General features: G+C 72.7%; 24 protein-coding genes. 16 read left to right on the top strand and 8 right to left on the bottom strand.

Features of this window, described 5'->3' with window-relative positions:
- Positions 1-48: 48 nt before the first annotated feature.
- The 4 genes from N8I86_RS06735 to N8I86_RS06750 all read left to right on the top strand — a co-directional run bounded on the left by N8I86_RS06735 (position 49) and on the right by N8I86_RS06750 (position 3,727).
- Positions 49-1,500, top strand: a complete 1,452-nt coding sequence (locus N8I86_RS06735) for a purine-cytosine permease family protein (RefSeq protein ID WP_263277384.1) — start codon at positions 49-51, stop codon at positions 1,498-1,500.
- A gap of 101 nt (positions 1,501-1,601) precedes the next feature.
- Complete coding sequence (locus tag N8I86_RS06740; RefSeq protein WP_263277385.1) at positions 1,602-1,949, top strand: VOC family protein; 348 nt, start codon at positions 1,602-1,604, stop codon at positions 1,947-1,949.
- Between the two features lie 105 nt (positions 1,950-2,054).
- Positions 2,055-2,414: a DUF779 domain-containing protein gene (locus N8I86_RS06745; RefSeq protein ID WP_073894972.1), complete on the top strand. Its 360-nt coding sequence runs from the start codon at positions 2,055-2,057 to the stop codon at positions 2,412-2,414.
- 74 nt (positions 2,415-2,488) lie between these two features.
- The gene (locus tag N8I86_RS06750; protein ID WP_263277386.1) at positions 2,489-3,727 is read left to right on the top strand and encodes a phosphodiester glycosidase family protein; all 1,239 of its coding nucleotides are present in this window, start codon (positions 2,489-2,491) and stop codon (positions 3,725-3,727) included.
- Positions 3,728-3,790: 63 nt separating this feature from the next.
- On the opposite strand, the gene N8I86_RS06755 is transcribed toward N8I86_RS06750, so the two are convergent.
- The 6 genes from N8I86_RS06755 to N8I86_RS06780 all read right to left on the bottom strand — a co-directional run bounded on the left by N8I86_RS06755 (position 3,791) and on the right by N8I86_RS06780 (position 9,012).
- On the bottom strand, positions 3,791-3,985 hold the full coding sequence (locus N8I86_RS06755) for a hypothetical protein (RefSeq protein WP_020938562.1): 195 nt from the start codon (positions 3,983-3,985) through the stop codon (positions 3,791-3,793).
- Positions 3,986-4,086: 101 nt separating this feature from the next.
- Positions 4,087-4,947: a phosphatidylinositol-specific phospholipase C/glycerophosphodiester phosphodiesterase family protein gene (locus N8I86_RS06760; protein ID WP_073894976.1), complete on the bottom strand. Its 861-nt coding sequence runs from the start codon at positions 4,945-4,947 to the stop codon at positions 4,087-4,089.
- 165 nt (positions 4,948-5,112) lie between these two features.
- Positions 5,113-6,195, bottom strand: a complete 1,083-nt coding sequence (locus tag N8I86_RS06765) for an acyl-CoA dehydrogenase family protein (protein WP_073894978.1) — start codon at positions 6,193-6,195, stop codon at positions 5,113-5,115.
- Positions 6,192-7,373: an acyl-CoA dehydrogenase family protein gene (locus tag N8I86_RS06770; protein ID WP_073894980.1), complete on the bottom strand. Its 1,182-nt coding sequence runs from the start codon at positions 7,371-7,373 to the stop codon at positions 6,192-6,194. The genes N8I86_RS06765 and N8I86_RS06770 overlap by 4 nt, the downstream gene beginning before the upstream one ends.
- Positions 7,370-8,341 (bottom strand): NADPH:quinone oxidoreductase family protein, encoded by a 972-nt coding sequence (locus N8I86_RS06775; protein WP_263277387.1) that lies wholly within the window; start codon positions 8,339-8,341, stop codon positions 7,370-7,372. The genes N8I86_RS06770 and N8I86_RS06775 overlap by 4 nt, the downstream gene beginning before the upstream one ends.
- 86 nt (positions 8,342-8,427) lie before the next feature.
- Positions 8,428-9,012, bottom strand: coding sequence for a helix-turn-helix domain-containing protein (locus N8I86_RS06780; RefSeq protein ID WP_073894984.1), 585 nt, complete (start codon positions 9,010-9,012; stop codon positions 8,428-8,430).
- A 78-nt stretch (positions 9,013-9,090) separates the two neighbouring features.
- On the opposite strand from N8I86_RS06780, the gene N8I86_RS06785 reads away from it, so the two are divergent.
- The 8 genes from N8I86_RS06785 to N8I86_RS06820 all read left to right on the top strand — a co-directional run bounded on the left by N8I86_RS06785 (position 9,091) and on the right by N8I86_RS06820 (position 17,244).
- Complete coding sequence (locus tag N8I86_RS06785; protein WP_263277388.1) at positions 9,091-10,020, top strand: NAD(P)/FAD-dependent oxidoreductase; 930 nt, start codon at positions 9,091-9,093, stop codon at positions 10,018-10,020.
- Positions 10,021-10,049: 29 nt separating this feature from the next.
- Positions 10,050-11,588: an ATP-dependent DNA ligase gene (locus N8I86_RS06790; protein ID WP_073894986.1), complete on the top strand. Its 1,539-nt coding sequence runs from the start codon at positions 10,050-10,052 to the stop codon at positions 11,586-11,588.
- On the top strand, positions 11,585-12,058 hold the full coding sequence (locus N8I86_RS06795) for an NUDIX hydrolase (RefSeq protein WP_073894988.1): 474 nt from the start codon (positions 11,585-11,587) through the stop codon (positions 12,056-12,058). Before N8I86_RS06790 ends, N8I86_RS06795 begins: the two co-directional genes overlap by 4 nt.
- Positions 12,059-12,133: 75 nt before the next feature.
- On the top strand, positions 12,134-13,519 hold the full coding sequence (locus tag N8I86_RS06800) for an NADP-dependent succinic semialdehyde dehydrogenase (protein ID WP_073894991.1): 1,386 nt from the start codon (positions 12,134-12,136) through the stop codon (positions 13,517-13,519).
- 26 nt (positions 13,520-13,545) lie between these two features.
- Positions 13,546-13,779, top strand: a complete 234-nt coding sequence (locus N8I86_RS06805) for a DUF6213 family protein (RefSeq protein ID WP_073894992.1) — start codon at positions 13,546-13,548, stop codon at positions 13,777-13,779.
- 606 nt (positions 13,780-14,385) lie between these two features.
- Positions 14,386-15,450 (top strand): type III polyketide synthase, encoded by a 1,065-nt coding sequence (locus N8I86_RS06810; protein WP_073894993.1) that lies wholly within the window; start codon positions 14,386-14,388, stop codon positions 15,448-15,450.
- Positions 15,447-16,664 carry a cytochrome P450 gene (locus N8I86_RS06815; protein WP_263277389.1) on the top strand — a complete coding sequence of 406 codons (1,218 nt, stop codon included), beginning with the start codon at positions 15,447-15,449 and terminating at the stop codon, positions 16,662-16,664. The genes N8I86_RS06810 and N8I86_RS06815 overlap by 4 nt, the downstream gene beginning before the upstream one ends.
- Positions 16,665-16,671: 7 nt before the next feature.
- Entirely contained in the window at positions 16,672-17,244 is a 573-nt protein-coding gene (locus N8I86_RS06820) for a cupin domain-containing protein (protein ID WP_073894996.1), read from the top strand.
- A 47-nt stretch (positions 17,245-17,291) separates the two neighbouring features.
- On the opposite strand, the gene N8I86_RS06825 is transcribed toward N8I86_RS06820, so the two are convergent.
- The gene (locus tag N8I86_RS06825; protein WP_073894998.1) at positions 17,292-18,518 is read right to left on the bottom strand and encodes an acyl-CoA dehydrogenase family protein; all 1,227 of its coding nucleotides are present in this window, start codon (positions 18,516-18,518) and stop codon (positions 17,292-17,294) included.
- A 166-nt stretch (positions 18,519-18,684) separates the two neighbouring features.
- On the opposite strand from N8I86_RS06825, the gene N8I86_RS06830 reads away from it, so the two are divergent.
- Complete coding sequence (locus N8I86_RS06830; protein ID WP_073895000.1) at positions 18,685-19,329, top strand: TetR/AcrR family transcriptional regulator; 645 nt, start codon at positions 18,685-18,687, stop codon at positions 19,327-19,329.
- Positions 19,330-19,417: 88 nt separating this feature from the next.
- Here N8I86_RS06830 and def read toward each other — a convergent pair whose 3' ends face one another.
- Positions 19,418-19,957 carry a peptide deformylase gene (gene def / locus N8I86_RS06835; RefSeq protein ID WP_263277390.1) on the bottom strand — a complete coding sequence of 180 codons (540 nt, stop codon included), beginning with the start codon at positions 19,955-19,957 and terminating at the stop codon, positions 19,418-19,420.
- A 152-nt stretch (positions 19,958-20,109) separates the two neighbouring features.
- Between def and N8I86_RS06840 the strand changes: the two genes are divergently transcribed.
- From N8I86_RS06840 to N8I86_RS06850, 3 genes are all read left to right on the top strand, one after another.
- Complete coding sequence (locus N8I86_RS06840) at positions 20,110-21,348, top strand: MurT ligase domain-containing protein (RefSeq protein WP_073895003.1); 1,239 nt, start codon at positions 20,110-20,112, stop codon at positions 21,346-21,348.
- Positions 21,349-21,368: 20 nt separating this feature from the next.
- Positions 21,369-22,097: a type 1 glutamine amidotransferase gene (locus tag N8I86_RS06845; protein ID WP_073895005.1), complete on the top strand. Its 729-nt coding sequence runs from the start codon at positions 21,369-21,371 to the stop codon at positions 22,095-22,097.
- 236 nt (positions 22,098-22,333) lie between these two features.
- Positions 22,334-23,359, top strand: a complete 1,026-nt coding sequence (locus tag N8I86_RS06850) for a 6-phosphofructokinase (RefSeq protein WP_073895008.1) — start codon at positions 22,334-22,336, stop codon at positions 23,357-23,359.
- Positions 23,360-23,374: the final 15 nt, after the last annotated feature.

Consider the following 23,374-nt stretch of genomic DNA (forward strand, 5'->3'; position numbering starts at 1 on the left):
CGCGCCCAATAAGTGGCCGGGCCGATCCCACCGCCCCCGGAGGGCCCCATGGCGTCCACGCTCCCCGACCCGCATCCCGACGGACGGCGCACGGCCGCCGACGGGCCCGACGCCGCGCCCCCGGCCGCCGGGCGGACCGGTGGCGTCGAGGCCCACGGCATCGACCACATCCCGGACTCCGAACGGCGCGGCCACCCCCGCGAGCTGTTCTCCGTGTGGGCCGCCGCCAACGTCAACTACCTGAGCCTGGTGGTGGGCGGAGCGCTGGTGCTGATGGGCCTGAGCCTGTGGCAGGCACTGGCGGTGATCGTCGTCGGCAATCTGTTCTGGCTGCTCACCGGCCTGCTCGCGATCCCGGGACCGGCGGCGGGCGCGCCCAGCGAGGTGATCACGCGGACGCTGTACGGGGTGCGCGGGAACCGGGTGAACAACGCGGTCACCGGCTGGATGATCTCCGTCTGCTACTTCGCGCTGAACCTGGCCGCCGCCGCGACCGCGGCCTTCTCCCTGGTGGGCCGGACCGGGCTGCCGGTGACCACCCCCGTGAAGGCGGCCGTCGTGGTGCTCATCGCCGCGGTCACGCTGGCGATCAGCGTCTACGGCCACCTGACGATCGTCCGGCTCTACGTCCCGATCACCCTGGCCCTCACGGCGGTCTTCGCCGTGCTGGCCGTGGCGGTGGTACGGCACACCGACTTCGGCTACGTACCGGACCGGCCGCTGACCGGCACGGAGCTGTGGGCCACCGTCCTCGCGGGAGTCGCCCTCATCGCCTCGGGCCCGCTGTCGTACACCACGAGCGCCGACTTCTCCCGCTATCTGCCCCGCACCACACCGGCGAGGGCCGTGGCCGGCTGGACGGCGCTCGGCGGCTTCCTGCCCGGCGTCCTGGTGTGCGGCCTCGGCGCGCTCGCCGCGACCGCGGTCGACATGGCCGATCCCGAGTCCTCGCTGCAACGGCTGCTGCCCGGCTGGTTCCGGCCCGTGTTCCTGCTGGCCCTGGTCCTCGGCACCGTCGCCCTGAACGCACTGACCGCCTACAGCGCCGGCCTCGCCCTCCAGGCCGTCGGCATCCGCATCCGGCGCTCGCTGAGCGTCCTCGTCGACGGTGCCGTGTCCGTCTCCCTCACCCTGTACGCGCTGCTCGTCTCCGACTTCCTCGACACCGTCGGCAACGTGCTCCAGCTGACCGTGGTGCTGCTCGGCCCCAGCACGGCGGTGTACGCCACCGACATCCTGCTGCGCCGCAACCGCTACGACGGCCCCGCCCTCGCCGACGAGACCCCCGCCGGCCCCTTCTGGTACACCGGCGGCGTCAACCGGTCCGGAGCGCTGGCCCTCGTCGCCGGCGTGGCGGCTTCCGCGGTCTGCGTCGACACCGTCTACACCGGCCCCGTGGCGGCGGCCCTGGGCGGCGTCGACCTGTCCCTGCCCGCCGGCCTGCTCGTGGCCGCCGGGGTGTACGCGCCCCTGATGCGCCGCGCCCGCGCCACCGGGTGAGCCCGTGCGGCCCGCGCGCGCCCCGGGCCGGCGGGCGAACCGTGCCGCACGAGGACTACGCTGACCGACCGTCACAGCCGGTCGACCCTCGGAGCCGCGCCATGCATGTACGCCGTGTCGTGCCCAACGTCCGGACGACCGCGCTGCCGGAGAGCGCGGAGTTCTACGGCGTCCTGGGGCTGGAGGAGGTCATGAACCACGGCTGGATCATGACCCTCGCCTCCCCCGACGACCCGTCCGTGCAGCTGAGCCTGATGAGCGAGGACCGCACCGCCCCCGTCGTCCCGGACCTGAGCGTCGAGGTCGGGGACGTCGACGCCGTGTACGCGGCGATGGTGGCGCGCGGCGCGGAGATCGTGCATCCGCTGACCGACGAGGAGTGGGGCGTGCGCCGGTTCTTCGTGCGGGACCCGGCCGGCAAGGTGGTCAACGTCCTCTCCCACCGCTGACGCGCCGCCAGGGCGGAACGACGCGATCTGGACGCGCTCATGACGAGCCGTGAGACTGGACCGGGTCCGACGTCTCCGACGTCCCCGGTGCTCCAGGACGGTGCCATGGAAGAGGAAGTCCCCCGCGTCGAGCTCACCCCGCAGGCCGCCGAGCTGGTGCGCCGGCTGCGCGACCTGCACGGGCCGCTGATGTTCCACCAGTCGGGCGGCTGCTGCGACGGCAGCGCGCCGATGTGCTACCCCGACGGCGAGTTCCGCACGGGCGGCTCGGACGTGCTGCTGGCCGAACTGGCCGTGGACGGTGTCGAGGAGCCCGTCACGTTCTGGATGTCGCGGAGCCAGTACGAGGCGTGGAGCCACACCCGGCTGATCGTGGACGTCGTCCCGGGCCGGGGCAGCGGATTCTCCCTGGAGGCACCCGAGGGGGTGCGTTTTCTCACCCGTTCTCGCGTAGTCGACGCCTAGTCGTCCCGTTCGCCGCCGTCGTCTGGTGCACTGCCCTCGACACAGGGAAAGTTGACGAGGCATCAGGGGGCACGGTGACCAGACGTCGCGGGCGTTCGGCAGCGGGCAGAGCGGTACTCACGGTTGTCACGGCGTTCGGTGTGCTGGCCGGCGCGGCCCTGGCGGGCGCGGCACCGGCCGGTGCCGCGCCGGCGGGCCGGCGGATCGCGCCGGGCGTCACCTACCGGCAGTTCGACGTCGACACGGCAGCGGGCACGGCGCACGCCCATCTGCTCACGGTCGATCTGGCGAATCCGCATGTGGGTGTGGACCTGTTGTATCCGGGTGCGGTGGCGGCGCGGTCCACCGTCTCCCGGCTCGCGGACTCGGCCGGGGCGGTCGCGGGGATCAACGGCGACTTCTTCAACATCACCGAGACCCAGCACCCGGGCGTGGAGGCCACCGGCGCGCCCGTCGGACCGGCCGTCGCCGCCGGGCAGGCGCTCAAGGCGGCGGTGCCCAAGGGCCAGCGGTTCGGGCCCGCGCTCCCGCCGGGCACCAACACCCAGGAGGTGCTCGGCGTGGGCACCGACCGGCGGGCCCGGCTGGACCGGCTCGCCCTGGTCGGCTCGGTCACCACGCCGGACGGGCGGCTGCCCCTCAAGGGCCTCAACCAGTACGCGCTCCCGCAGGGCTCCGTCGGCGCGTTCACCGCGAAGTGGGGCGGTGTCTCGCGGCAACGGGCCGTCTGCGGCACCGACTCCGAGCGGGCGGCGCCGTGCAGCGACGACACCTACGAGGTGACGGTGCGGGGCGGCCGGGTCGTGGCCGCCTCCGGCACCCCCGGCAGCGGCACGATCGCCGCGGGCACCACGGTCCTGCTGGGCCGTGAGGAGGGCGCGCGGCAGCTGCGGAAGCTGTCGGTCGGCGACCCGGTGACGGTCGAGCACAGCCTGACGGCGGCGACGTCCGGGGTGCCGTACGCGTTCGCGATCGGCGGCTTCCCCGTGCTGCGGGCCGGCAAGCCGCTGTCCGGTCTCGACGACGGCACCTCGGCGGTGCGCACGGTCGTGGGCTTCAAGGGCGGCGGACAGCAGCTGCTGATCCTGGTGCTGGACGGGGCCGCGCGGTACCGGACCGGCATGACGGTCGCGGAGGAGGCGGAGGCCATGCGGACGCTGGGCGCGTCCGACGCCCTCAACCTCGACGGCGGCGGCTCGTCCGAGCTGGTCGCCCGCGAGGGGGACGCCGGTGCCGTGTCGGTCCGCAACCATCCGAGCGGCGGCGCGGAACGGCCCGTCCCGAACGGCATCGGCATCTTCTCCGCCGCCTGACGGACTGCCCGGCCGGGTGCCCGACGGGCGGCCGGACCGAGCCGCCCGACTCGGCCGCCCCCGTCAGGGTCGCAGGCTGCTGACCAGGTCGGCGGTCGCGGTGAGCCCGCTGTGGATGGTGGGCGCCATGCTGGTACTGGCCAGGTAGAAGCCGAGCAGCATGCAGACCAGCGCGTGCGAGATCTTCAGCGCGCCGTTGCGGATGAACACCACTGCCAGGATCAGGAGCAGCAGCACCACAGAGATGGAAATGGCCATCAGAACCTCCTCCGCCACGCCCCAGGAGCGGCGTTCGGCCGCAAGTGTGGCGTAGCGGAGGGTTCCGCCGGGCGGCTGACATGTCCTCCGATCGTGTGGTGTTACGCGGAGGGGTGGCCGTCGAGGAAGGCTTCGAGCCCGGCGAGGTCGTCGGTGTTGAGGTGGTCGACGCCGCCCGCGAGCAGTTCCGACCACAGGGCGTCCCGGGCCGGGCCGGGCGCGTCCGGGGTCGCCCAGAAGCGGATCCGCTGCCCGCGCGCGTGGGCGGCGGCGGTGATGCCGCGCAGCTTGCGCCGCTCGGCGTCCGGGAAGGGGCCTTCGCCCTGCCAGGTGAAGTTCAGCGTCCAGTTGTCGCTGATCAGCGGGACGAAGGAGGCGGGGGCCGCGCCGCCGAGGTCGGTCAGCCGGCCGTCGTAGAAGGCGCGGCGCTCGCTCTGCGCCTCCATGGGGGCACGGGCCGCCCGGTCGCCGGAGACGACGGCGGTGACCGGGCCGGGGTGGACGCGGCCGTGCACGTACCGGGTGAACAGGTGCGGACAGCGCCTCAGATGGCGGTCGAGTGCGCGGTACGTCGACGCGCCCTCGGTCTTGATGTCGATGAGGAGCTGCAGCGGCCGGCGGTGTCCGCGGTACACGGAGCCGTGGTTGGCCCGCACCCGGGCGGCGAGCGGGTCGAGGTACAGGGACGCGAGGGTGCGGGAGGGGTCGAGGTCGGAGGCGTCGTGGCCGATGAGGAGCTGGTCGCCGACGAGGAAGATGTCGGCCTCGACGCTGCCGAAGCGGTGGTCGAGCGCGTCGAACAGGGGGTGCGGGTGCTCGTAGTCGTTGTGGGCGTGGGCGTGCCGGAGCGGGCGTCCGCCGGTGCGGCCGGCCTCCGCCCGGGCCTGCGTGGCGGGCAGGACGAGCGTGCCGGCGAGGGCACCGAGGGTGGTGAGGGCACTGCGACGGGTGCTGAGGGCCATGCGCTGCCTCCCTGGGGTGGTGGGACCGGGGAGAGTATGCGTGGCTGGAGCAGACAACGGCCTTTGTCGGTGGCCGAGTTGGCTGGATCGCCGCTCTGTGTTCACTTCTCCGGGGAGGGCGCACGATGAAGCCCGCCCCGGGTGGGGCGGGCTTCATCGTGACGCTCAGGGTGCCTGGAGGCCGACCAGTCCGGCCAGTGCCTCGCGGTGGGCGCCCGCGGTGCCGTAGGCGAGCGAGTCGGCCTTGGCCCGCTTGAGGTACAGGTGGATCGGATGCTCCCAGGTCATGCCGAGGCCGCCGTGCAGTTGCAGTGCCTCCTCGGTGGCGTGGACGGCGACGGGCGCCGCGTACGCCTGGGCGACGGCGACCGAGACGTCGGTGTCCTCGCCGGAGGCCAGCGCGTCGGCGGCGGCGCGGGCGGCGGCCCGGAGGTTGACGACCTCCAGCCACAGCTGGGCGAGCCGGTGCTTGAGCGCCTGGAAGCCGCCGACCGGCCGGTTGAACTGCTTGCGCTCCTTGAGGTACCGGACCGTCTCCGTCAACGCCCAGTCGGCGACGCCGAGTTGCTCGGAGGCGAGCAGTCCGGCCGCGGCCCGCAGGGCCCGGCGTACGGCGGGTTCGGCATCGCCGAGCCGGCGGGCGGCGGCTCCGTCGAGGGCGACGGTGGCGAGCGGGCGGGTGAGGTCCAGGGAGGTCTGCGGGGTGACCGTGACGGCGTCGGCGGTCACGGCGTACAGCCCGCCGTCGTCGCCCGGTACGAGCAGCACGTCGGCCGCGGCGGCGTCCGCGATGCCGGTGAGCTCACCGTGCAGCGTGCCGTTCTCGACGCGTACCGTCCTGTGGGCGGCGCCGGGCGCGTGGTGCAGGGCGACGGCGAGCGCGCCGACGGACCGCCCGGTGGCCAGCTGCGTGAGCAGTTCGGTGTCGCCGCAGGCGAGCAGGGCCTCGGTGGCCACGACCGCGCTGGTCAGGTACGGCACCGGCGCGACCGAGCGGCCCAGTTCCTCCAGGACGACGGCCGCCTCGCGGTGGGTGGCACCCTGGCCGCCCAGCTCCTCGGGCACCAGCAGCCCGGCCAGGCCCATGGTGGCGGCCAGGGTCTTCCACAGGGCGAGGTCGTGCGGCGCGTCCGACTCGGTGCGGGCGATGACGTCCGGGGCGGCGCAGTGGTCCGTGAGCAGGTCGCGGACGGCGGCGCGCAGCGCCTCTTCCTCCTCGGTGTAGAGGAGATCCGGCTCGGTGCTCATCGGGCGAGGTCCTTCCAGGCGACGTCCTTGTCGGTGCGCGGCTCGGCGGGCAGGCCCAGCACGCGCTCGGCGACGATGTTCAGCAGGACCTCGCTGGTCCCGCCTTCGATGCTGTTGCCCTTGGAGCGCAGGTAGCGGTAGCCGGCGTCGCGGCCGGTGAAGTCGACCAGCTCGGGGCGGCGCATGGTCCAGTCGTCGTACGCGAGGCCCTCCTCGCCGCGGAGTTCCACCTCCAGGCCGCTGATCTCCTGGTTGAGGCGGGCGAAGGCCAGCTTCATCCCGGAGCCCTCGTAGCCGGGCTGGCCGGCGACGAGCTGCTGGCGCAGGCGTTCGGCGGTGAGCCGGGAGACCTCGGCCTCCACCCACAGCTTCAGCAGGCGCTGGTGCAGGTCGTGGGTGCGCAGTTCGGGGCGTTCGCGCCAGGTCCGCGCGATCGGGCCGATCATGCCGCCCTCCCGGGGCAGCCGCATGCCGCCGATGGAGACGCGCTCGTTCATGAGGGTGGTCTGCGCGACCCGCCAGCCGTCGCCGACCTCGCCGAGGCGGCGGGAGTCGGGGATGCGGACGTCGGTGAGGAAGACCTCGTTGAACTCGGCCTCGCCGGTGATCTGGCGCAGCGGCCGCACCTCGACGCCCGGGTCGGTCATGTCGCAGACGAAGTAGGTGATGCCCGCGTGCTTGGGCACGTCCGGGTCGGTGCGGGCGATGAGGATGGCCCAGCGGGCGAGGTGGGCGCTGGAGGTCCACACCTTCTGGCCGTTGACCACCCAGGAGTCGCCCTCGCGGACCGCGCGGGTGCCGAGGGCGGCCAGGTCGGAGCCGGCGCCGGGCTCGCTGAACAGCTGGCACCAGACCTCCTCGCCCGTCCACAGGGGCCGCAGGAACTGCCGCTTCTGCTCCTCGGTGCCGTACTTCAGGATCGTCGGCGCGGCCATGCCCAGGCCGATGCCGATGCGCCGGGGGTCGTTGTCCGGCGCGCCCGCGGCCTCCAGTTCGGCGTCCACCACGACCTGGAGGGAGCGCGGGGCCCCGAGGCCGCCGAGCCCCTCGGGGTAGTGCACCCAGGCCAGGCCGGCGTCGAAGCGGGCCCGCAGGAACTCCATGTGGTCGGTGCCCGCGGGCGGGTGGGCGGCCAGCAGCTCGCGCGTGCGGCCGCGCAGTTCCTCGGCGTCGGTCATGCGCCGGCTCCCTTCTCCAGGACGACGGCCACCCGGCCGGTGGTCACGCCGTCGGCGACCCGCTGGACGGCGGCTGCGGCGCCGTCCAGCGGCACCCGCTCGCTCACCAGCGGCCGGATCGCGCCGCGCTCGGCCAGTGCGGTGAGCTGCTCGTGGCAGTGCTGGACCAGCGCGGGGTTCTTGGTGTTATACAGGCCCCAGTGGAGGCCGAGGATCGAGTAGTTCTTCACCAGGACGTGGTTGAGCGCCGGGCTGGGGATGGTGCCGCCGGCGAAGCCGACGACGACGATCCGGCCCTCGAAGGCGACCAGCTTGGCGGACTGCGTGTAGGCCTCGCCGCCGACCGGGTCGTAGACGACGTCGACGCCCCTGCCGCCGGTGGCCTCCTTGACGGCGGCGACGACGTCCTCGGCGCGCCGGTCGACCACCACGTCGCAGCCGAGTTCGCGGGCGACGGCGGCCTTGTCCGGTCCGCCGACCACACCGATCACCGTTGCTCCGGCGGCCTTGCCGAGCTGCACGGCCGCGCTGCCGACACCGCCGGCGGCCGCGTGCACGAGCAGGGTCTCCCCGGCTTCCAGGCGGGCGCGGCGGTGCAGGCCGAACCAGCCGGTCTGATAGCCGATGTGCAGGGCGGCGGCCTGCGCGTCGTCCAGCGACTCGGGCGCCGGCAGCAGGGCGCGGGAGTCGGCGAGGGCGTACTCGGCGAAACCGCCGTGCGGCAGCGCGGGGTTCGCGATCACCCGGCGGCCGTCCTCGGTCTCACCGCAGATCTCCACCCCGGGGGTGAAGGGCAGCGGCGGGCGCACCTGGTACTGGCCGCGGCACAGCAGTGCGTCGGGGAAGTTGATGTTGGCGGCCCGCACGCGCAGCAGCACCTGGCCGTCGCCGGGCGTGGGCCGTTCCACCTCCGCCAGGCGCATCACCTCGCTCGGCTCGCCGTTCTCGTGCACTTGCCATGCCTGCATGCGGGGCCTCCACGGGACTGCTTCGTCTGACCGGGTCCGACCGCATACTAAGCGGTCGCTTGCCGATCAGGGAACAGTAGGACGCGTCACGTGCGGGCCGGCCGCGCCCTGACGTGCATCCGCTCCCCCTGCGGCCCGAACAGACTGAGGAACTCCACGGGCCCCTCCCCGGTGGATCCGAACCAGTGCGGCACCCGCGTGTCGAACTCGGCCGCCTCCCCCGCCGACAGCACCACGTCGTGCTCGCCGAGGACGACCCGCAGCCGCCCGGACAGCACGTACAGCCACTCGTAGCCCTCGTGGCTGCGCGGCTCCGGTTCGGCGGTCCGCTTCGGTTCGAGGACCTTGAAGGCCTGGAGGCCGCCGGGCTGCCGGGTCAGCGGCCAGAAGGTGCGGCCGTGGCGCACCATGGGCTTCGCCCGCACCCGGGGGTCGCCGACCGGCGGCGCGCCGACCAGCTCGTCGAGCGGCACCTGGTGGGCCTGTGCGATGGGCAGCAGCAGTTCCAGGCTGGGTCTGCGCAGTCCGGACTCCAGCCGCGAGAGCGTGCTGACGGAGATGCCGGTGGTCTCGGACAGGGCCGCCAGGGTCACCTCCCGCTCCTTGCGGATCCGCCGCAGCCGCGGACCCACCTCCGCGAGGACGTCGTCGGTACTCGTCTCCGTGCTCATACCGGTATTGCAGGTTCGGCAAAGAAGTTTGTCAATCCGGCAGTACCCGGGCCACCGTCGGGCGCGGAGGTGGTCACCATGACCGAGAACCGGGACGTGGTCGTCGGCGGCGGCGCGGCCGGTCTGTCCGCGGCGCTGGTGCTGGGCCGGGCCATGCGCCGCACCCTGGTCGTCGACGCGGGCGAGCCGCGCAACGCGCCGTCCGCGCACCTGCAGGGATATCTGACCCGGGACGGCATGTCCCCGGCGGAGTTCCTTGCGGTGGGGCGGGCGGAGATCGCCCGGTACGGGGTGGAGCTGGTCCGGGACCGGGCCGTGGACGCGCGCGGGGACGCGGCGGGCTTCACGGTGGAACTTGCGAGCGGCCGGAGCGTACGGGCCCGGCAGCTGGTGATCGCCACCGGCCTGGCGGACGAGCTGCCGGCGGTCCCGGGGCCGGCCGAGCGGTTCGGCCGGGACGTGGTGCACTGCCCGTACTGCCACGGCTGGGAAGTGCGCGACCTGCCGACCGGAGTACTGGCGACCTCCCCGCTCAGCGCGCACCAGGCACTCATGGTCACGCAGTGGTCCAAGGACGTGCGGCTCTTCCTGCACGAGCTGAGCGAGTCGGAGCTGGCGGCGGAGGACCTGCGCCGGCTGGCCACCGCCGGGGTCACCCTGGTCCCGGGCCGGGTCGGGGAACTCGTGGTCGCCGACGACCGGCTCACCGGGGTCCGGCTCGCCGACGGGACGGTCCACGAGCGCGAGGTGCTCTACGCCGCCCCGCGCGCCGTGCCCCGCAACGACTTGCTCGTCCGCCTCGGCGCACAGCTGCGCGAGACGCCGTTCGGCGCCTACCCGGTGATCGACGAGCGGGGTCTGACGACCGTGCCGGGGCTGTGGGCGGCGGGCAACGCGAGCGGGTTCGCCGAGCAGGTGGTGAACGCGGCCGGCCGGGGCTACCGGGCGGGAGCGGCGATCAACGGGGAACTGCTCTTCGCCGACCTGGACGGGGCCGCCCGGGTGTAGAGCCCGCGTTCCCGGTGCACCATGACTGCATGCTGCTGACCCGGCTCGCCCAGGTGTCCCGGGAGGTGGCCGCCACCGCGGCCCGGTCCCGCAAGACCGCGCTGCTCGCGGAGCTGTTCCGGGAGGCGGAGGCGGACGACGTGCCGATCGTCATCCCCTATCTGGCCGGGCGGCTGCCGCAGGGCCGGCTGGGTGTCGGCTGGAAGGTGCTGGGCCGGCCGGTCCCGCCGGCGGCCGAGCCCTCCCTGACCGTGCGGGAGGTCGACGCCCGCCTCACCGGCCTGGGCAAGGTGTCCGGGCCCGGCTCGCAGGCGGAGCGGGTCCGGCTCGTCGGCGAGCTGATGGGCGCGGCCACCGAGGAGGAGCAGCGCTTCCTGCTCGGCCTGCTCACGGGGGAGGTACGGCAGGGTGCCCTGGACGCGGTCGCGACGGAGGGGCTCGCCAGGGCGACCGGCGCGGATCCGGCGGACGTACGGCGGGCGGTGATGCTCGCCGGGTCGCTCCAGCCGGTGGCCCAGGCCCTGCTCGGTGAGGGCCCCGGGGCTCTCGACCGGTTCCGGCTGACCGTCGGCCGGCCGGTCCTGCCGATGCTCGCGCACAGCGCGTCCTCGGTCGCGGAGGCGGTGGAGAAGCTGGGCTCGTGCGTGGTGGAGGAGAAGCTCGACGGCATCCGGGTCCAGGTGCACCGGGACGGCGGAACCGTCCGCGTCCACACCCGCACGCTCGACGACATCACCGCCCGGCTGCCCGAAGTGACGTCCGCCGCCCTTGAGTTGCGGGGCGAGCGGTTCATCCTGGACGGCGAGGTGATCTCCTTCGACGCCGAGGGCCGGCCCCGCTCCTTCCAGGAGACGGCGGGCCGGGTCGGGTCCCGCACGGACGTGGCGAAGGCCGCCGGCGAGGTGCCGGTCTCCCCCGTCTTCTTCGACGCGCTGTCGGTCGACGGGCACGACCTGCTCGACCTGCCGTTCGCCGAACGGCACGCGCGACTGGCCGAGCTGGTGCCCGAGCCGATGCGGGTACGGCGCACGGTCGCCACGGGGCCGGAGGACATCGCGGAGGCGGAACGGTTCCTCGCCGAGACCCTGGCGCGGGGCCACGAGGGCGTGGTGGTCAAGGCCCTCGACGCGCCCTACAGCGCGGGCCGGCGCGGCGCCTCCTGGCTCAAGGTCAAGCCGGTCCACACCCTCGACCTGGTGGTGCTGGCCGCCGAGTGGGGCCACGGCCGCCGTACCGGCAAGCTGTCCAACCTGCACCTGGGCGCACGCAACCCCGACGGCACCTTCGCCATGCTCGGCAAGACCTTCAAGGGCATGACCGACGCCGTCCTCGCCTGGCAGACCGAGCGACTGCGGGAGCTGGCGGTGGGGGACGAGGGCGGGGTGGTCCGGGTCCGCCCCGAACTCGTCGTGGAGATCGCCTACGACGGCCTCCAGCGTTCCTCCCGCTACCCGGCCGGCGTCACCCTGCGGTTCGCGCGCGTGGTCCGCTACCGCGAGGACAAACGCCCCGAGGACGCCGATACGGTGGAGGCCCTGCTGGCGGCCCACCCGGAGGTCAAGCCGTGACGGTGCGTGCGACGAAGCGCAGCGCGGGTCTGCTGTTGTTCCGGCACACCGACGAGGGACAGGAGGTGCTGCTGGGGCACATGGGCGGCCCGTTCTTCGCGAAGAAGGACGCGGGCGCGTGGACCGTGCCCAAGGGCGAGTACGAACCGGACGAGCCGGCCTGGGAGGCGGCCCGCCGGGAGTTCCAGGAGGAGCTGGGGCTGGCGCCGCCGGACGGGGAGGCCGTACCGCTCGGCGAGGTCGTGCAGAGCAACGGCAAGATCGTCACGGCCTGGGCCATCGAGGCGGACCTGGACCCCGCGTCGGTCAACCCCGGGACCTTCCGCATGGAGTGGCCCCCGCGGTCCGGGCGGATCCAGGAGTTCCCGGAGCTGGACCGGGTGGCATGGCTGGGCCTCGACCGGGCCCGCGAGGTGATCATCACGGCGCAGGCCGCGTTTCTCGACCGACTGGCGGAGCACTCGGGCTGAACAGCGGCTCACGCGTTGCGCTCCACGCGGGCGCGCGCGAAGGTCGAGACAAGCCCGCTCCCAGGGAGGTCAGCCATGCCCATCGCGACGGTCAACCCGGCGAACGGCGAGACGCTCAAGACGTACGAGGCCATGGGCGAGGAGGAGCTGGAACGCCGGCTCCAGCTCGCCGAGGCCACGTTCCGCACCTACCGGACGACCGCGTTCGCCGATCGTGCCCGGTTGCTGGACAAGGCGGCCGATCTGCTGGAGGAGGACCAGCAGGAGATCGGCCGCGTCATGACCACGGAGATGGGCAAGCCGGTCAAACAGGCCCGCGCGGAGGCCGCGAAGTGCGCCAAGGCGATGCGCTGGTACGCCGCGAACGCCGAGCGGCTGCTGGCGGACGAGGAGCCCGCCGAGTCGGACGTCCGGGACTCCGGCGCGTCCCGGGTGCGGGTGCGCTACCGCCCGCTCGGCCCGGTCCTCGCCGTGATGCCCTGGAACTTCCCGCTCTGGCAGGTGATCAGGTTCGCCGCGCCCGCGCTGATGGCCGGCAACGTGGGCCTGCTCAAGCACGCCTCGAACGTCCCCCAGACGGCCCTGTACCTGGAGGACCTCTTCCACCGTGCGGGTTTCCAGGAGGGCTGCTTCCAGACGCTGCTGGTCGGCTCCGGCGCGGTCGACGACATCCTGCGCGACGAGCGGGTGAAGGCGGCCACCCTGACGGGCAGCGAGCCCGCGGGCCGGGCCGTCGCCTCCACCTCGGGTGAGATGATCAAGAAGACCGTGCTGGAGCTGGGCGGCAGTGACCCGTTCGTCGTCATGCCCTCGGCCGACCTGGACCGGGCGGCCCAGGTGGCGGTGACCGCGCGGGTGCAGAACAACGGGCAGTCCTGCATCGCCGCCAAGCGGTTCATCGTGCACACGGACGTCTACGACGCCTTCGCCGAGCGGTTCGTGGCGGGCATGGAGGCCCTCCGGATCGGCGACCCGCTGGAGGAGGAGACCGAGATCGGTCCGCTCTCCAGCGAGCAGGGGCGCACCGACCTGGAGGAGCTGGTCGACGACGCCCGGCGCAGCGGGGCCGAGGTGCTGTGCGGCGGGCAGCGGCCGGACGGGCCCGGCTGGTACTACCCGCCGACCGTGCTCGCGGGCATCACGCGGGAGATGCGCATCCACCGGGAGGAGGCGTTCGGACCGGTCGCCACGCTGTACCGGGCCGGCGACCTGGACGAGGCGGTGTTGATCGCCAACGACTCGCCGTTCGGACTCAGTTCGAACGTGTGGACGCGGGACGAGGACGAGGTGGAGCGGTTCGCCCGGGATCTGGAGGCGGGTGGCGTGTTCGTGAACGGCATGACCGCCTCCCACCCGGCGTTCCCGTTCGGCGGCGTGAAGCGCTCGGGGTACGGGCGTGAGCTGTCCGGGCACGGAATCCGGGAGTTCTGCAACATCACCACGGTTTGGCAGGGTGCGTGAGGGGTGCGCGGCTACCATCCCCTTTTGTGAACCGCGAAGTGACCCTGCCTCTGATCGTCGACGACCGCGGTACCTTGCAGGTGGCCGCGGCCGACGTGAGTAAGTTGTTGCGGACCGTCGGCGGACGCTGGCTGCATCTCGTCGAGGCGGGGGAACAGGGGCTCGACGAGGACACCGTCGCCGCCCTGACCATCGAGCTGGCGAAGCTCGCGGACCGCATCGACGTGGCGTGCATCGCCCACAGCAGCGGGGCTCCGTGAGGTAGCCCGTGCGGCCGTGGCGGATGCACGCGCTACGGTCATCCACGGTCAACGACGCTTCTAGCAAACGCAGTTGACGGCCGTGTCCGTCGAAGGCCGGGGCGGACGGCTCTGCGGCGGCCCGCCCGCCGGTCCCCGTCCCCCTCTCCCCGGTACCTCCCTCGGCCGCCCGCCGCCGAGGTGGCCGAGCCGGCGGGCCGCCCCTGATCGCCCGGGCCGGCGGGCCGCCCCCGATCACCTGGTCCGGCGCGGCGGGGTTCCGCTCGGCCAGGACCGTCCACCGCCTCCCCGGCTCCTCGGCGCCCCCTCCGGGGCTGCCCGTCCGGCTTCGGCGCGCGGCGCCGCGGACACGGCCGCCCGGCCGGGGCGGGAGTGCCGTGACGGCCTTCCCCAGCAGGCCCTTCGCCGTAACGGCGGTCCCGGCGTTTTCCCTCGTCCGGCCGCGAAAGTCGCCCTTCGGGCCCGACCCCGCGTCCCCGATTCGGAGTAATCCAACGCGAAGTCATCGGCCTCCCGGGTGACGGTGGGTGCAGCACCTCCTGAGGTGAACCACCTTCTGGGCCGGTGGGCGAAGGCCCTCCGGAAAGCGGAAAGCAGGGACGGTTCATGGCGACTTTGTGCAGACCCTCGGTGTCGGTCCCGGAGCACGTGATCACGATGGAGGAGACGCTGGAGCTGGCGCGCTCCCGCCACCAGGACCACCCTCAACTGCCACTCGCACTGCGGCTGATCGAGAACACGGGCGTGAAGACCCGGCACATCGTGCAGCCCATCGAGGAGACCCTCAAGCACCCGGGCTTCGAGGACCGCAACAAGCTCTACGAGGCCGAGGCCAAGGCCCGGGTCCCCGCGGTGATCCAGCGGGCCCTCGACGACGCCGAGCTCCTCACCACCGACATCGACGTGATCATCTACGTCTCGTGCACGGGCTTCATGATGCCCTCGCTCACGGCGTGGCTGATCAACGAGATGGACTTCGACAGCACCACCCGACAGCTCCCGATCGCCCAGCTGGGCTGCGCGGCCGGCGGCGCGGCGATCAACCGTGCGCACGACTTCTGCACGGCCTACCCGAACGCCAACGCGCTCATCGTGGCCTGCGAGTTCTGCTCGCTGTGCTACCAGCCCACCGACCTCGGCATCGGCTCACTGCTGTCCAACGGCCTGTTCGGCGACGGCATCGCGGCCGCCGTGGTCCGCGGCAACGGCGGCACCGGCGTCCGGCTGGAGCGCAACGGCTCGTACCTCATCCCGAAGACCGAGGACTGGATCGCGTACGACGTCCGGTCGACCGGCTTCCACTTCCTGCTGGACAAGCGGGTGCCGACGACCATGGAGCCGCTCGCCCCCGCGCTGAAGGACCTGGCGGGCACGCACGGCTGGGACGCGTCCGACCTGGACTTCTACATCATCCACGCGGGCGGGCCTCGCATACTCGACGACCTCAGCACGTTCCTGCAGGTCGACCCGCACGCCTTCCGGTTCAGCCGGTCCACGCTCACCGAGTACGGCAACATCGCCAGCGCCGTCGTACTGGACGCGCTGCGGCGGCTGTTCGAGGAGGGCGGTCCCGAGGACCGGGCCCGCGGACTGCTCGCCGGCTTCGGACCGGGCATCACCGCCGAGATGACGGTGGGCCGCTGGGTCAGCGGCGACGGGGACTCGCGATGACCGAGGAGAGCACGCTCACCGAGAGCCCGCCCCCGGTCAGGCAGTGGCCCGTGGCCGACCTGACCGGGACGGACTTCGACCCGGTGCTGGCGGAGCTGATGCGGGAGGGCCCGGTCACCCGCATCCAGCTGCCCAACGGCGAGGGCTGGGCGTGGCTGGTCACCCGGTACGAGGACGTGCGCGCGGTGGCCAACGACCCCCGGTTCGGCCGGGAGGCGGTCATGGAGGCACCGGTCACCCGGCTGGCCCCGCACTTCATCCCCGACCGGGGTGCGGTCGGCTTCCTCGACCCGCCCGACCACACCCGGCTGCGCCGCTCGGTCGCCGCCGCGTGCACGGCCAAGGGCGTGGAGCGCATCCGCGACAAGGCGCGCGGCATGCTGGACGAACTGGTCGACGAACTCCTCCAGGACGGCCCGCCCGCCGATCTCACCGCGTCGGTGCTCAGCCCGTTCCCGATCGCGGTGATCTGCGAGCTGATGGGTGTCCCGGCCGGCGACCGGCACGACATGCACGCCTGGACCCAGCTCATCCTGTCCTCCGCGCACGGCAAGGAGGTCAGCGAGAAGGCCAAGCGTGAGATGAGCGCCTACTTCTCCGACCTCGTCGGCCTGCGGGAGAACAGTACGGGCGAGGACGTGGCCTCCCTGCTCGGCGCCGCCGTGGGCCGGGAGGAGGTCACCCTGGAGGAGGCCGTCGGACTCGCCGTCCTGCTCCAGATCGGCGGCGAGGCGGTCACCAACAACAGCGGGCAGATGTTCTACCTGCTGCTGTCCCGCCCCGAGCTCGCGGAACGGCTGCGCGCCGAGCCGGAGATCCGCCCCCGGGCCATCGACGAGCTGCTGCGCTACATACCGCACCGCAACGCGGTCGGGCTTTCCCGGATCGCCCTTGAGGACGTGGAGATCAGCGGGGTCCGGATCCGCGCGGGCGATCCCGTCTACGTCTCCTACCTGGCCGCCAACCGCGACCCGGAGGTCTTCCCGGACCCGGAGACGATCGACTTCTCCCGCAGCCCCAACCCGCACGTGGCCTTCGGCTTCGGCCCGCACTACTGCCCGGGCGGTCAGCTCGCCCGGCTGGAGTCCGAGCTGCTGGTCGACGCCCTGCTGGACCGGGTGCCCGGCCTGCGGCTGGCCGTCCCGCCGGACCAGGTGCCCTTCAAGAAGGGCGCGTTGATCCGTGGGCCCGAGGCCCTGCCCGTGACGTGGTGAGCGGACGATGACGACGACCGAAGGACTCGCGGCCCAGGCGGACCCGCCGGGCCGGGAGCCGGATCCGACCGAGGGCCTGCTGGTGCCGCCCGGCCACGGCCGGGTCGTCGAGACGGCCGCCCAGCGGGTGACCTTCAAGGTCACCGGTACGCACTCGCGGATGGCCTCCACCTTCGAGGTGGAGGTCCCGCCGGGCTTCGACGTCGGCGCCCACGTGCACACGCGCAGCGAGGAGCTGTTCTACATCCTGGAGGGCGAGCTGGACGTCCTCGCCTTCGAGCCGCGCATCCGAACCCCCGACAACTGGCAGAGATGGGAGTCGAGTTCGGGCAGCCGTGTGGTCCGCGCGACCCCGGGCACGGTGATCGTCGTACCGCCCGGCTGCCCCCACGCGTTCGCGAACCCGACGGACACGCCCGCGAAGATGTTCTTCCAGGCGAGCCCGCCCCCGGACCACGAGCGCTACTTCGAGGAGCTGCTGGAGATCCTGCGCGACGGCGGCCCGCCGGACCAGGAGGCCATCGAGGCGCTGCGCGGGAAGTACGACATCCAGCAGCTGACTCCGCTCAGGCACCGGTGACGCCGTGGGGGGCGGGCCCCTCGCGGACCCGCCCCCTCGCGTCGCGTCTACCGGATCGGCATGCCCGCCAGCGTGCGGGCGATGACGAGCCGCTGGATCTCGCTCGTGCCCTCGAAGATCGTGTAGATCGCGCTGTCCCGGTGCATCCGCTCGACCGGGTACTCACGGGTGTAGCCGTTGCCGCCCAGGATCTGGATCGCCTGCGCGGTGACCTTCTTCGCGGTCTCGCTCGCGAACAGCTTGGACATGGAGCCCTCGGCGGCGGTGAACGGCCTGTTGTTGACCGCCATCCACGAGGCCCGCCACACGAGCAGCCGGGCGGCGTCGATCTGCGTCCGCATGTCGGCCAGCTGGAAGGCGACGCCCTGGTTGTCGATGATCGGCCGGCCGAACTGCTCACGGGTCGTGGCGTACTCGAGGGCCACCTCGTACGCGGCCCGGGCGGTGCCGACGGCCATGGCGCCCACGGCCGGCCGCGAGGCCTCGAACGTCGCCATCGCGGCGTTCTTCACCCGCTCCCCGCCCGCCTTCGCCTTCTCCCGGGCGCGGGCGAGGCGCTCGTCCAGCTTCTCCTTGCCGCCGAGGAGGCAGGAGCCCGGGACGCGGACGCCGTCCAGGACGACCTCGGCGGTGTGCGAGGCGCGGATGCCGTGCTTCTTGAACTTCTGGCCCTGGGTGAGACCCGGGGTGCCCGGCGGGACGATGAAGGACGCGTGGCCCTTGGAGCCCAGCTCCGGGTCGACCACGGCGACGACGACGTGGACGTTGGCGATGCCGCCGTTGGTCGCCCAGGTCTTCGTGCCGTTGATCACCCACTCGTCCTTGGCCTCGTCGTACACGGCACGCGTGCGCATGGAGGCGACGTCGGAGCCGGCGTCGGGCTCGGAGGAGCAGAACGCGGCGACCTTGACGTCGTTCTGGTCGCCGTACATCTGGGGGATCCAGGTGCCGATCTGTTCCTCGGTTCCGTTGGCGAGGACGCCCACCGCGGCGAGGCCCGTGCCCACAATGGACAGGGCGATGCCCGCGTCGCCCCAGAACAGCTCCTCCATGGCCATCGGGATACCGAGGCCGGTGGGGTCGAAGAACTGCTGAGCGTAGAAGTCGAGGGAGTAGATGCCTACCTTCGCCGCCTCCTGGATGACCGGCCAGGGAGTCTCCTCACGCTCGTCCCATTCGGCGGCCGCGGGGCGGATGACGTCGGCGGCGAAGCCGTGCAGCCAGTCCCGGACCTCCTTCTGTTCGTCGTTGAGCTCCATGGTGAACTCGGCCATGTCCCCTCCAGCGGCAGTGCGTGTTACTAGCGGTAACCCGAGTCTGTTACCGACGGGTAGGAAAAGTCAACCGCCGATGACGCCTCGGCATCCCGTTCGATGTCAGGGGCACAGTCAGTGTTAGTTTGCGCTGGCGTCACCGAATCAGCACGGGTGGGGAGAGCACATGGACACCACACAGCGGACCGACCAGCAGCGGTCCGCGGACCGCCGACGGCGCGAGCTGCTGGAGGCCGCCGACCGCGTGGTCCTGCGCGACGGCCCGCAGGCGTCGATGAACGCGATCGCGGCGGAAGCGGGCATCACGAAGCCCATTCTCTACCGCCACTTCGGCGACAAGGGCGGACTTTACGCGGCGCTAGCCATGCGGCACACCGACGCCCTGCTCGGCTCCCTGCGGGCGGCGCTGGACGCCCCCGCCGAGCGGCGGGAGCGGGTCGAGTCCACGCTGGACACCTACCTCGCCGCGATCGAGGCACGACCGCAGGTGTACCGGTTTCTGATGCATCCGGCGGAGGGCAGCGCCGGCGGCGACCAGGGCTTCGACGTCGGCAAGCACAGCGCTCCGCTGCTGCGGCGCATGGGCGAGGAACTGGCCCGGGTCATCGAGGAGCGGGTGGACCTCGGACCCGGCAGCCAGCAGCTCGCGCGGGTGTGGGGCCACGGGATCGTCGGGATGATGCACGCGGCCGGCGACTGGTGGCTGGGCGAGCGGCCGTGTTCCCGCGCCGAGTTGGTGCGCTCCCTCGCCGATCTGCTGTGGGGGCGGCTCGCGGCGGCCGGGGACAAGGTGGGCGGCCCGGGCTTCTGAGGCGTCCCGCCGCCGGGCGGGAGCCGGTACGGGCCGTCCCGCCCGAGCCGGGCACGGACCCGACCCCGGGCCCGCCCGGTGACTCACCTCACCGGTGCCAGGAGGCCCGGGTGACCTGCCGCGCCAGCCTGCGCTTCCGCCAGCCCATGAGGTGATCGGCGTACACCGCGCCCTCCAGGTGGTCGTACTCGTGCTGCAGGCACCGGGCGAAGAAGCCGGTGCCGTGCACGGTGACCGGCTCCCCCGTCACCGTGAGACCCTCGACCACCGCGTGGTCGTACCGTTCGGTGCCCGCCTCCAGGCCTGGCAGGGACAGACAGCCCTCCGGGCCGCGGATCTCCACGCCGTCCTTCTCCACCAGGCGGGGGTTCACCACGTGGCCCAGATGACGCACGTCCTCGTCGTCGGGACAGTCGTAGACGAACACCCGCAAAGGGACGCCGATCTGATTCGCGGCCAGCCCCACCCCCCGCGCCGCGTACATCGTGGCGAACAGGTCCTCCACGAGCGCCGCCAGTTCGGGGCCGAAGTCGGTGACCTCCCGGCACCGCTCGCGCAGTACCGCGTCTCCGAGCAGGGTAAGAGGCCGGACGCGCCCGTGGGCGCCCGGGATCGTGCCGTGTCGCATGGCGGCAAGGGTACGGTTCGTTCAGCTCAAGCCCGCCGCCGGAGGCATGGGCCGGGATTCGGGTGTGCGAATGGATCTCGATAGGCTGAGGTTCACACCACGCTGCCGGATGGCCTGAGGCGCGGCGCGTACGCAAGGAGGATCGAGAACTGATGGCAGGCAACTCGGACCCGCTCTCGCCGCGGGCCAAGCTGGCCGTGACCGCGGGCAAGGCGGTCGCTGCGGCATCGCGCGCCGCGGGACGGGGCAGCGGGTCGGTGATCGGTGGCCGGGTCGCACTGAGGCTCGACCCCGACCTTCTCGGGCGGCTGGCCCAGAACCTGGACGTCGTCCTGGTGTCGGCCACCAACGGCAAGACCACCACCACCCGGCTCATCGCGGAGGCTCTGCGCGCCGCCGGCCCGGTCGTGTCGAACGCGCTCGGCGCCAACATGCCGGCCGGCATCACCTCCGCCCTCGCGGGCGGCTCGGAGTCGAAGTTCGGCGTCATCGAGGTCGACGAGAAGTACCTGGCCGGCGTGGCGCGGGACACCAGCCCCAAGTGCATCGCCCTGCTGAACCTCTCCCGCGACCAGCTGGACCGCGCGGCCGAGACCCGCATGCTCGCGGAGAACTGGCGTGAGGGTCTCGCCGGGTCGAAGGCCGTCATCGTCGCCAACTGCGACGACCCGCTGGTGGTGTGGGCCGCCTCCTCCTCCCCGAACGTGATCTGGGTCGCGGCCGGGCAGATGTGGAAGGACGACGCCTGGTCCTGCCCGTCGTGCGGCGGCGTGATGCAGCGCCCCGGCGACGACTGGTTCTGCGGCGAGTGCGGCTTCCGCCGGCCGACGCCGACCTGGGCGCTGTCCGGGGACCACGTGCTGGACCCGCACGGCTCCGCCTGGCCGATCCACCTCCAGCTGCCGGGCCGCGCCAACAAGGCCAACGCCGCCAGCTCCGCGGCCGTCGCCGCCGTCTTCGGGGTGCCGCCGCAGGTCGCCCTGGAGCGGATGTACCAGGTGCAGGCCGTGGCCGGCCGGTACGACGTCGTCCAGTTCCAGAACCGCGACCTGCGGCTGCTGCTGGCCAAGAACCCGGCCGGCTGGCTGGAGACGTTCTCCCTGATCGACCCGCCGCCCGCGCCGGTCATCCTGTCCGTGAACGCCCGCGGGGCCGACGGCACCGACACCTCCTGGCTGTGGGACGTCGACTACACCCGGCTGACCGGCCACCCGATCTTCGTCATCGGCGACCGGAAGCTGGACCTCGCCGTCCGCCTGGAAGTGGCCAACCAGCACTTCCAGGTCTGCGACGACCTCGACCAGGCCGTGCAGATGTGCCCGCCCGGACGGATCGAGGTCATCGCGAACTACACCGCGTTCCAGGACCTGCGCCGCCGCGTCGGCAACTGATCTTCGAAGGGCGATCACTCATGAGCGACAACCAACTGCGGCTGGTGTGGATCTACCCGGACCTGCTGAGCACCTACGGCGACCAGGGCAACGCCCTCGTCGTGGAGCGCCGGGCCCGGCAGCGCGGTCTGGACGTGGCCCGTCTCGACGTGCGCAGCGACCAGCCGATCCCGACCTCCGGCGACATCTACCTGATCGGCGGCGGCGAGGACCGTCCGCAGCGGCTCGCGGCCGAGCGGCTGCGCCGCGACGGCCATCTCCAGCGTGCGGTGCAGAACGGCGCGATCGTGTTCTCCGTCTGCGCCGGCTACCAGATCCTCGGCCACGAGTTCATCAACGACCTCGGACAGCGCGAGCCGGGCCTCGGCCTGCTCGACGTGGTCTCGGTGCGCGGCGAGGGCGAGCGGTGCGTCGGTGACGTGCTGGCGGACATCGACCCGCAGCTCGGGCTGCCCCCGCTGACCGGCTTCGAGAACCACCAGGGCGTCACGCAGCTCGGTGCCTCGGCCCGCCCGTTCGCCCGCACCCGCATCGGCAAGGGCAACGGCACCGGGGACGGCACGGAGGGCGCGTACAACGGGACGGTCTTCGGCACCTACATGCACGGTCCGGTGCTGGCCCGCAACCCGCAGATCGCCGACCTGCTGCTGAAGCTGGCGCTGGACGTCAACGCGCTGCCGCCGATCGACGACCGCTGGTACGAGGCGCTGCGCAACGAGCGCATCGCCGCCGCGCAGCAGCCCGCGTAGGCACGGTCGCGCGGCGGCCCGCGCGGTGTGATCACGTGTGCTGAAGGCACCCTTCAGCACCTTCCGGCAGGCTTCGTGACGGGCCCGGCTGACGGCGCGTCTGCTCACATGTGCAGGCGCGTCCAGCAGGCGGACGCCCGCTACGGAGCCACCCCGTCCCGCCGGTAGGGTGGCCGGGAATCCGCCGGACAACGTGGTCCGGTCTCCCGGCCCACGTTGAGAAGGTAAATCGGGCTATGCGCATTGGTGTCCTCACGTCCGGCGGCGACTGCCCCGGCCTGAATGCCGTCATCCGGTCCGTCGTGCACCGTGCCGTCGCCGACCACGGCGACGAGGTCATCGGTTTCCGGGACGGCTGGAAGGGCCTCCTGGAGTGCGACTACCTCAAGCTCGACCTCGACGCCGTGGGCGGCATCCTGGCGCGCGGCGGCACCATCCTCGGCTCCTCCCGGGTCCGTCCCGAGCACCTGCGGGACGGCGTGGAGCGGGCCCGCGGGCATGTCCGGGAGCTCGGTCTCGACGCGATCATCCCGATCGGCGGCGAGGGCACGCTGAAGGCGGCCCGCCTGCTGTCGGACAACGGCCTGCCCATCGTGGGCGTGCCGAAGACGATCGACAACGACATCGCCGTCACGGACGTCACCTTCGGCTTCGACACCGCGGTGACCGTGGCGACGGAGGCCCTCGACCGGCTGAAGACGACCGCCGAGTCCCACCAGCGCGTGCTGATCGTGGAGGTCATGGGCCGCCACACCGGCTGGATCGCGCTGCACTCCGGCATGGCGGCCGGCGCCCACGCCATCGTCGTACCGGAACGGCCCTTCGACATCGACGAGTTGACGAAGAAGGTCGGTGAGCGGTTCGAGGCGGGCAAGCGGTTCGCCATCGTGGTCGCCGCCGAGGGCGCCAAGCCGCGGCCGGGCTCCATGGAGTTCGACGAGGGCGGCAAGGACATCTACGGCCACGAGCGCTTCGCGGGGATCGCGCGGCAGCTGTCGGTCGAGCTGGAGCACCGCCTGGGCAAGGAGGCGCGGCCGGTGATCCTCGGGCACGTGCAGCGCGGCGGCACGCCGACGGCGTACGACCGGGTGCTCGCCACCCGGTTCGGCTGGCACGCCGTGGAGGCGGTCCATCGCGGGGAGTTCGGCCGGATGACCGCGCTGCGCGGGACGGACATCGTGATGGTGTCGCTCGCGGAAGCGGTCGAGTCCCTGAAGACGGTGCCCGCCGAGCGCTACGACGAGGCGGAGTGCGTGCTGTAGTCCAGCCGTGGACAA

It is taken from the genome of Streptomyces albidicamelliae (genome assembly GCF_025642175.1).
Lineage (GTDB): Bacteria > Actinomycetota > Actinomycetes > Streptomycetales > Streptomycetaceae > Streptomyces > Streptomyces albidocamelliae.

What these genes read in the sequence shown, in the direction of transcription:
- N8I86_RS06735 (WP_263277384.1), top strand. Translation starts at nt 49, where the DNA reads ATGGCGTCCACGCTCCCCGACCCGCATCCCGACGGACGGCGCACGGCC.
- N8I86_RS06740 (WP_263277385.1), top strand. Translation starts at nt 1,602, where the DNA reads ATGCATGTACGCCGTGTCGTGCCCAACGTCCGGACGACCGCGCTGCCG.
- N8I86_RS06745 (WP_073894972.1), top strand. Translation starts at nt 2,055, where the DNA reads ATGGAAGAGGAAGTCCCCCGCGTCGAGCTCACCCCGCAGGCCGCCGAG.
- N8I86_RS06755 (WP_020938562.1), bottom strand. Translation starts at nt 3,985, where the DNA reads ATGGCCATTTCCATCTCTGTGGTGCTGCTGCTCCTGATCCTGGCAGTG.
- N8I86_RS06760 (WP_073894976.1), bottom strand. Translation starts at nt 4,947, where the DNA reads ATGGCCCTCAGCACCCGTCGCAGTGCCCTCACCACCCTCGGTGCCCTC.
- N8I86_RS06765 (WP_073894978.1), bottom strand. Translation starts at nt 6,195, where the DNA reads ATGAGCACCGAGCCGGATCTCCTCTACACCGAGGAGGAAGAGGCGCTG.
- N8I86_RS06770 (WP_073894980.1), bottom strand. Translation starts at nt 7,373, where the DNA reads ATGACCGACGCCGAGGAACTGCGCGGCCGCACGCGCGAGCTGCTGGCC.
- N8I86_RS06775 (WP_263277387.1), bottom strand. Translation starts at nt 8,341, where the DNA reads ATGCAGGCATGGCAAGTGCACGAGAACGGCGAGCCGAGCGAGGTGATG.
- N8I86_RS06780 (WP_073894984.1), bottom strand. Translation starts at nt 9,012, where the DNA reads ATGAGCACGGAGACGAGTACCGACGACGTCCTCGCGGAGGTGGGTCCG.
- N8I86_RS06785 (WP_263277388.1), top strand. Translation starts at nt 9,091, where the DNA reads ATGACCGAGAACCGGGACGTGGTCGTCGGCGGCGGCGCGGCCGGTCTG.
- N8I86_RS06790 (WP_073894986.1), top strand. Translation starts at nt 10,050, where the DNA reads ATGCTGCTGACCCGGCTCGCCCAGGTGTCCCGGGAGGTGGCCGCCACC.
- N8I86_RS06800 (WP_073894991.1), top strand. Translation starts at nt 12,134, where the DNA reads ATGCCCATCGCGACGGTCAACCCGGCGAACGGCGAGACGCTCAAGACG.
- N8I86_RS06810 (WP_073894993.1), top strand. Translation starts at nt 14,386, where the DNA reads ATGGCGACTTTGTGCAGACCCTCGGTGTCGGTCCCGGAGCACGTGATC.
- N8I86_RS06815 (WP_263277389.1), top strand. Translation starts at nt 15,447, where the DNA reads ATGACCGAGGAGAGCACGCTCACCGAGAGCCCGCCCCCGGTCAGGCAG.
- N8I86_RS06820 (WP_073894996.1), top strand. Translation starts at nt 16,672, where the DNA reads ATGACGACGACCGAAGGACTCGCGGCCCAGGCGGACCCGCCGGGCCGG.
- N8I86_RS06825 (WP_073894998.1), bottom strand. Translation starts at nt 18,518, where the DNA reads ATGGCCGAGTTCACCATGGAGCTCAACGACGAACAGAAGGAGGTCCGG.
- N8I86_RS06830 (WP_073895000.1), top strand. Translation starts at nt 18,685, where the DNA reads ATGGACACCACACAGCGGACCGACCAGCAGCGGTCCGCGGACCGCCGA.
- def (WP_263277390.1), bottom strand. Translation starts at nt 19,957, where the DNA reads ATGCGACACGGCACGATCCCGGGCGCCCACGGGCGCGTCCGGCCTCTT.
- N8I86_RS06840 (WP_073895003.1), top strand. Translation starts at nt 20,110, where the DNA reads ATGGCAGGCAACTCGGACCCGCTCTCGCCGCGGGCCAAGCTGGCCGTG.
- N8I86_RS06845 (WP_073895005.1), top strand. Translation starts at nt 21,369, where the DNA reads ATGAGCGACAACCAACTGCGGCTGGTGTGGATCTACCCGGACCTGCTG.
- N8I86_RS06850 (WP_073895008.1), top strand. Translation starts at nt 22,334, where the DNA reads ATGCGCATTGGTGTCCTCACGTCCGGCGGCGACTGCCCCGGCCTGAAT.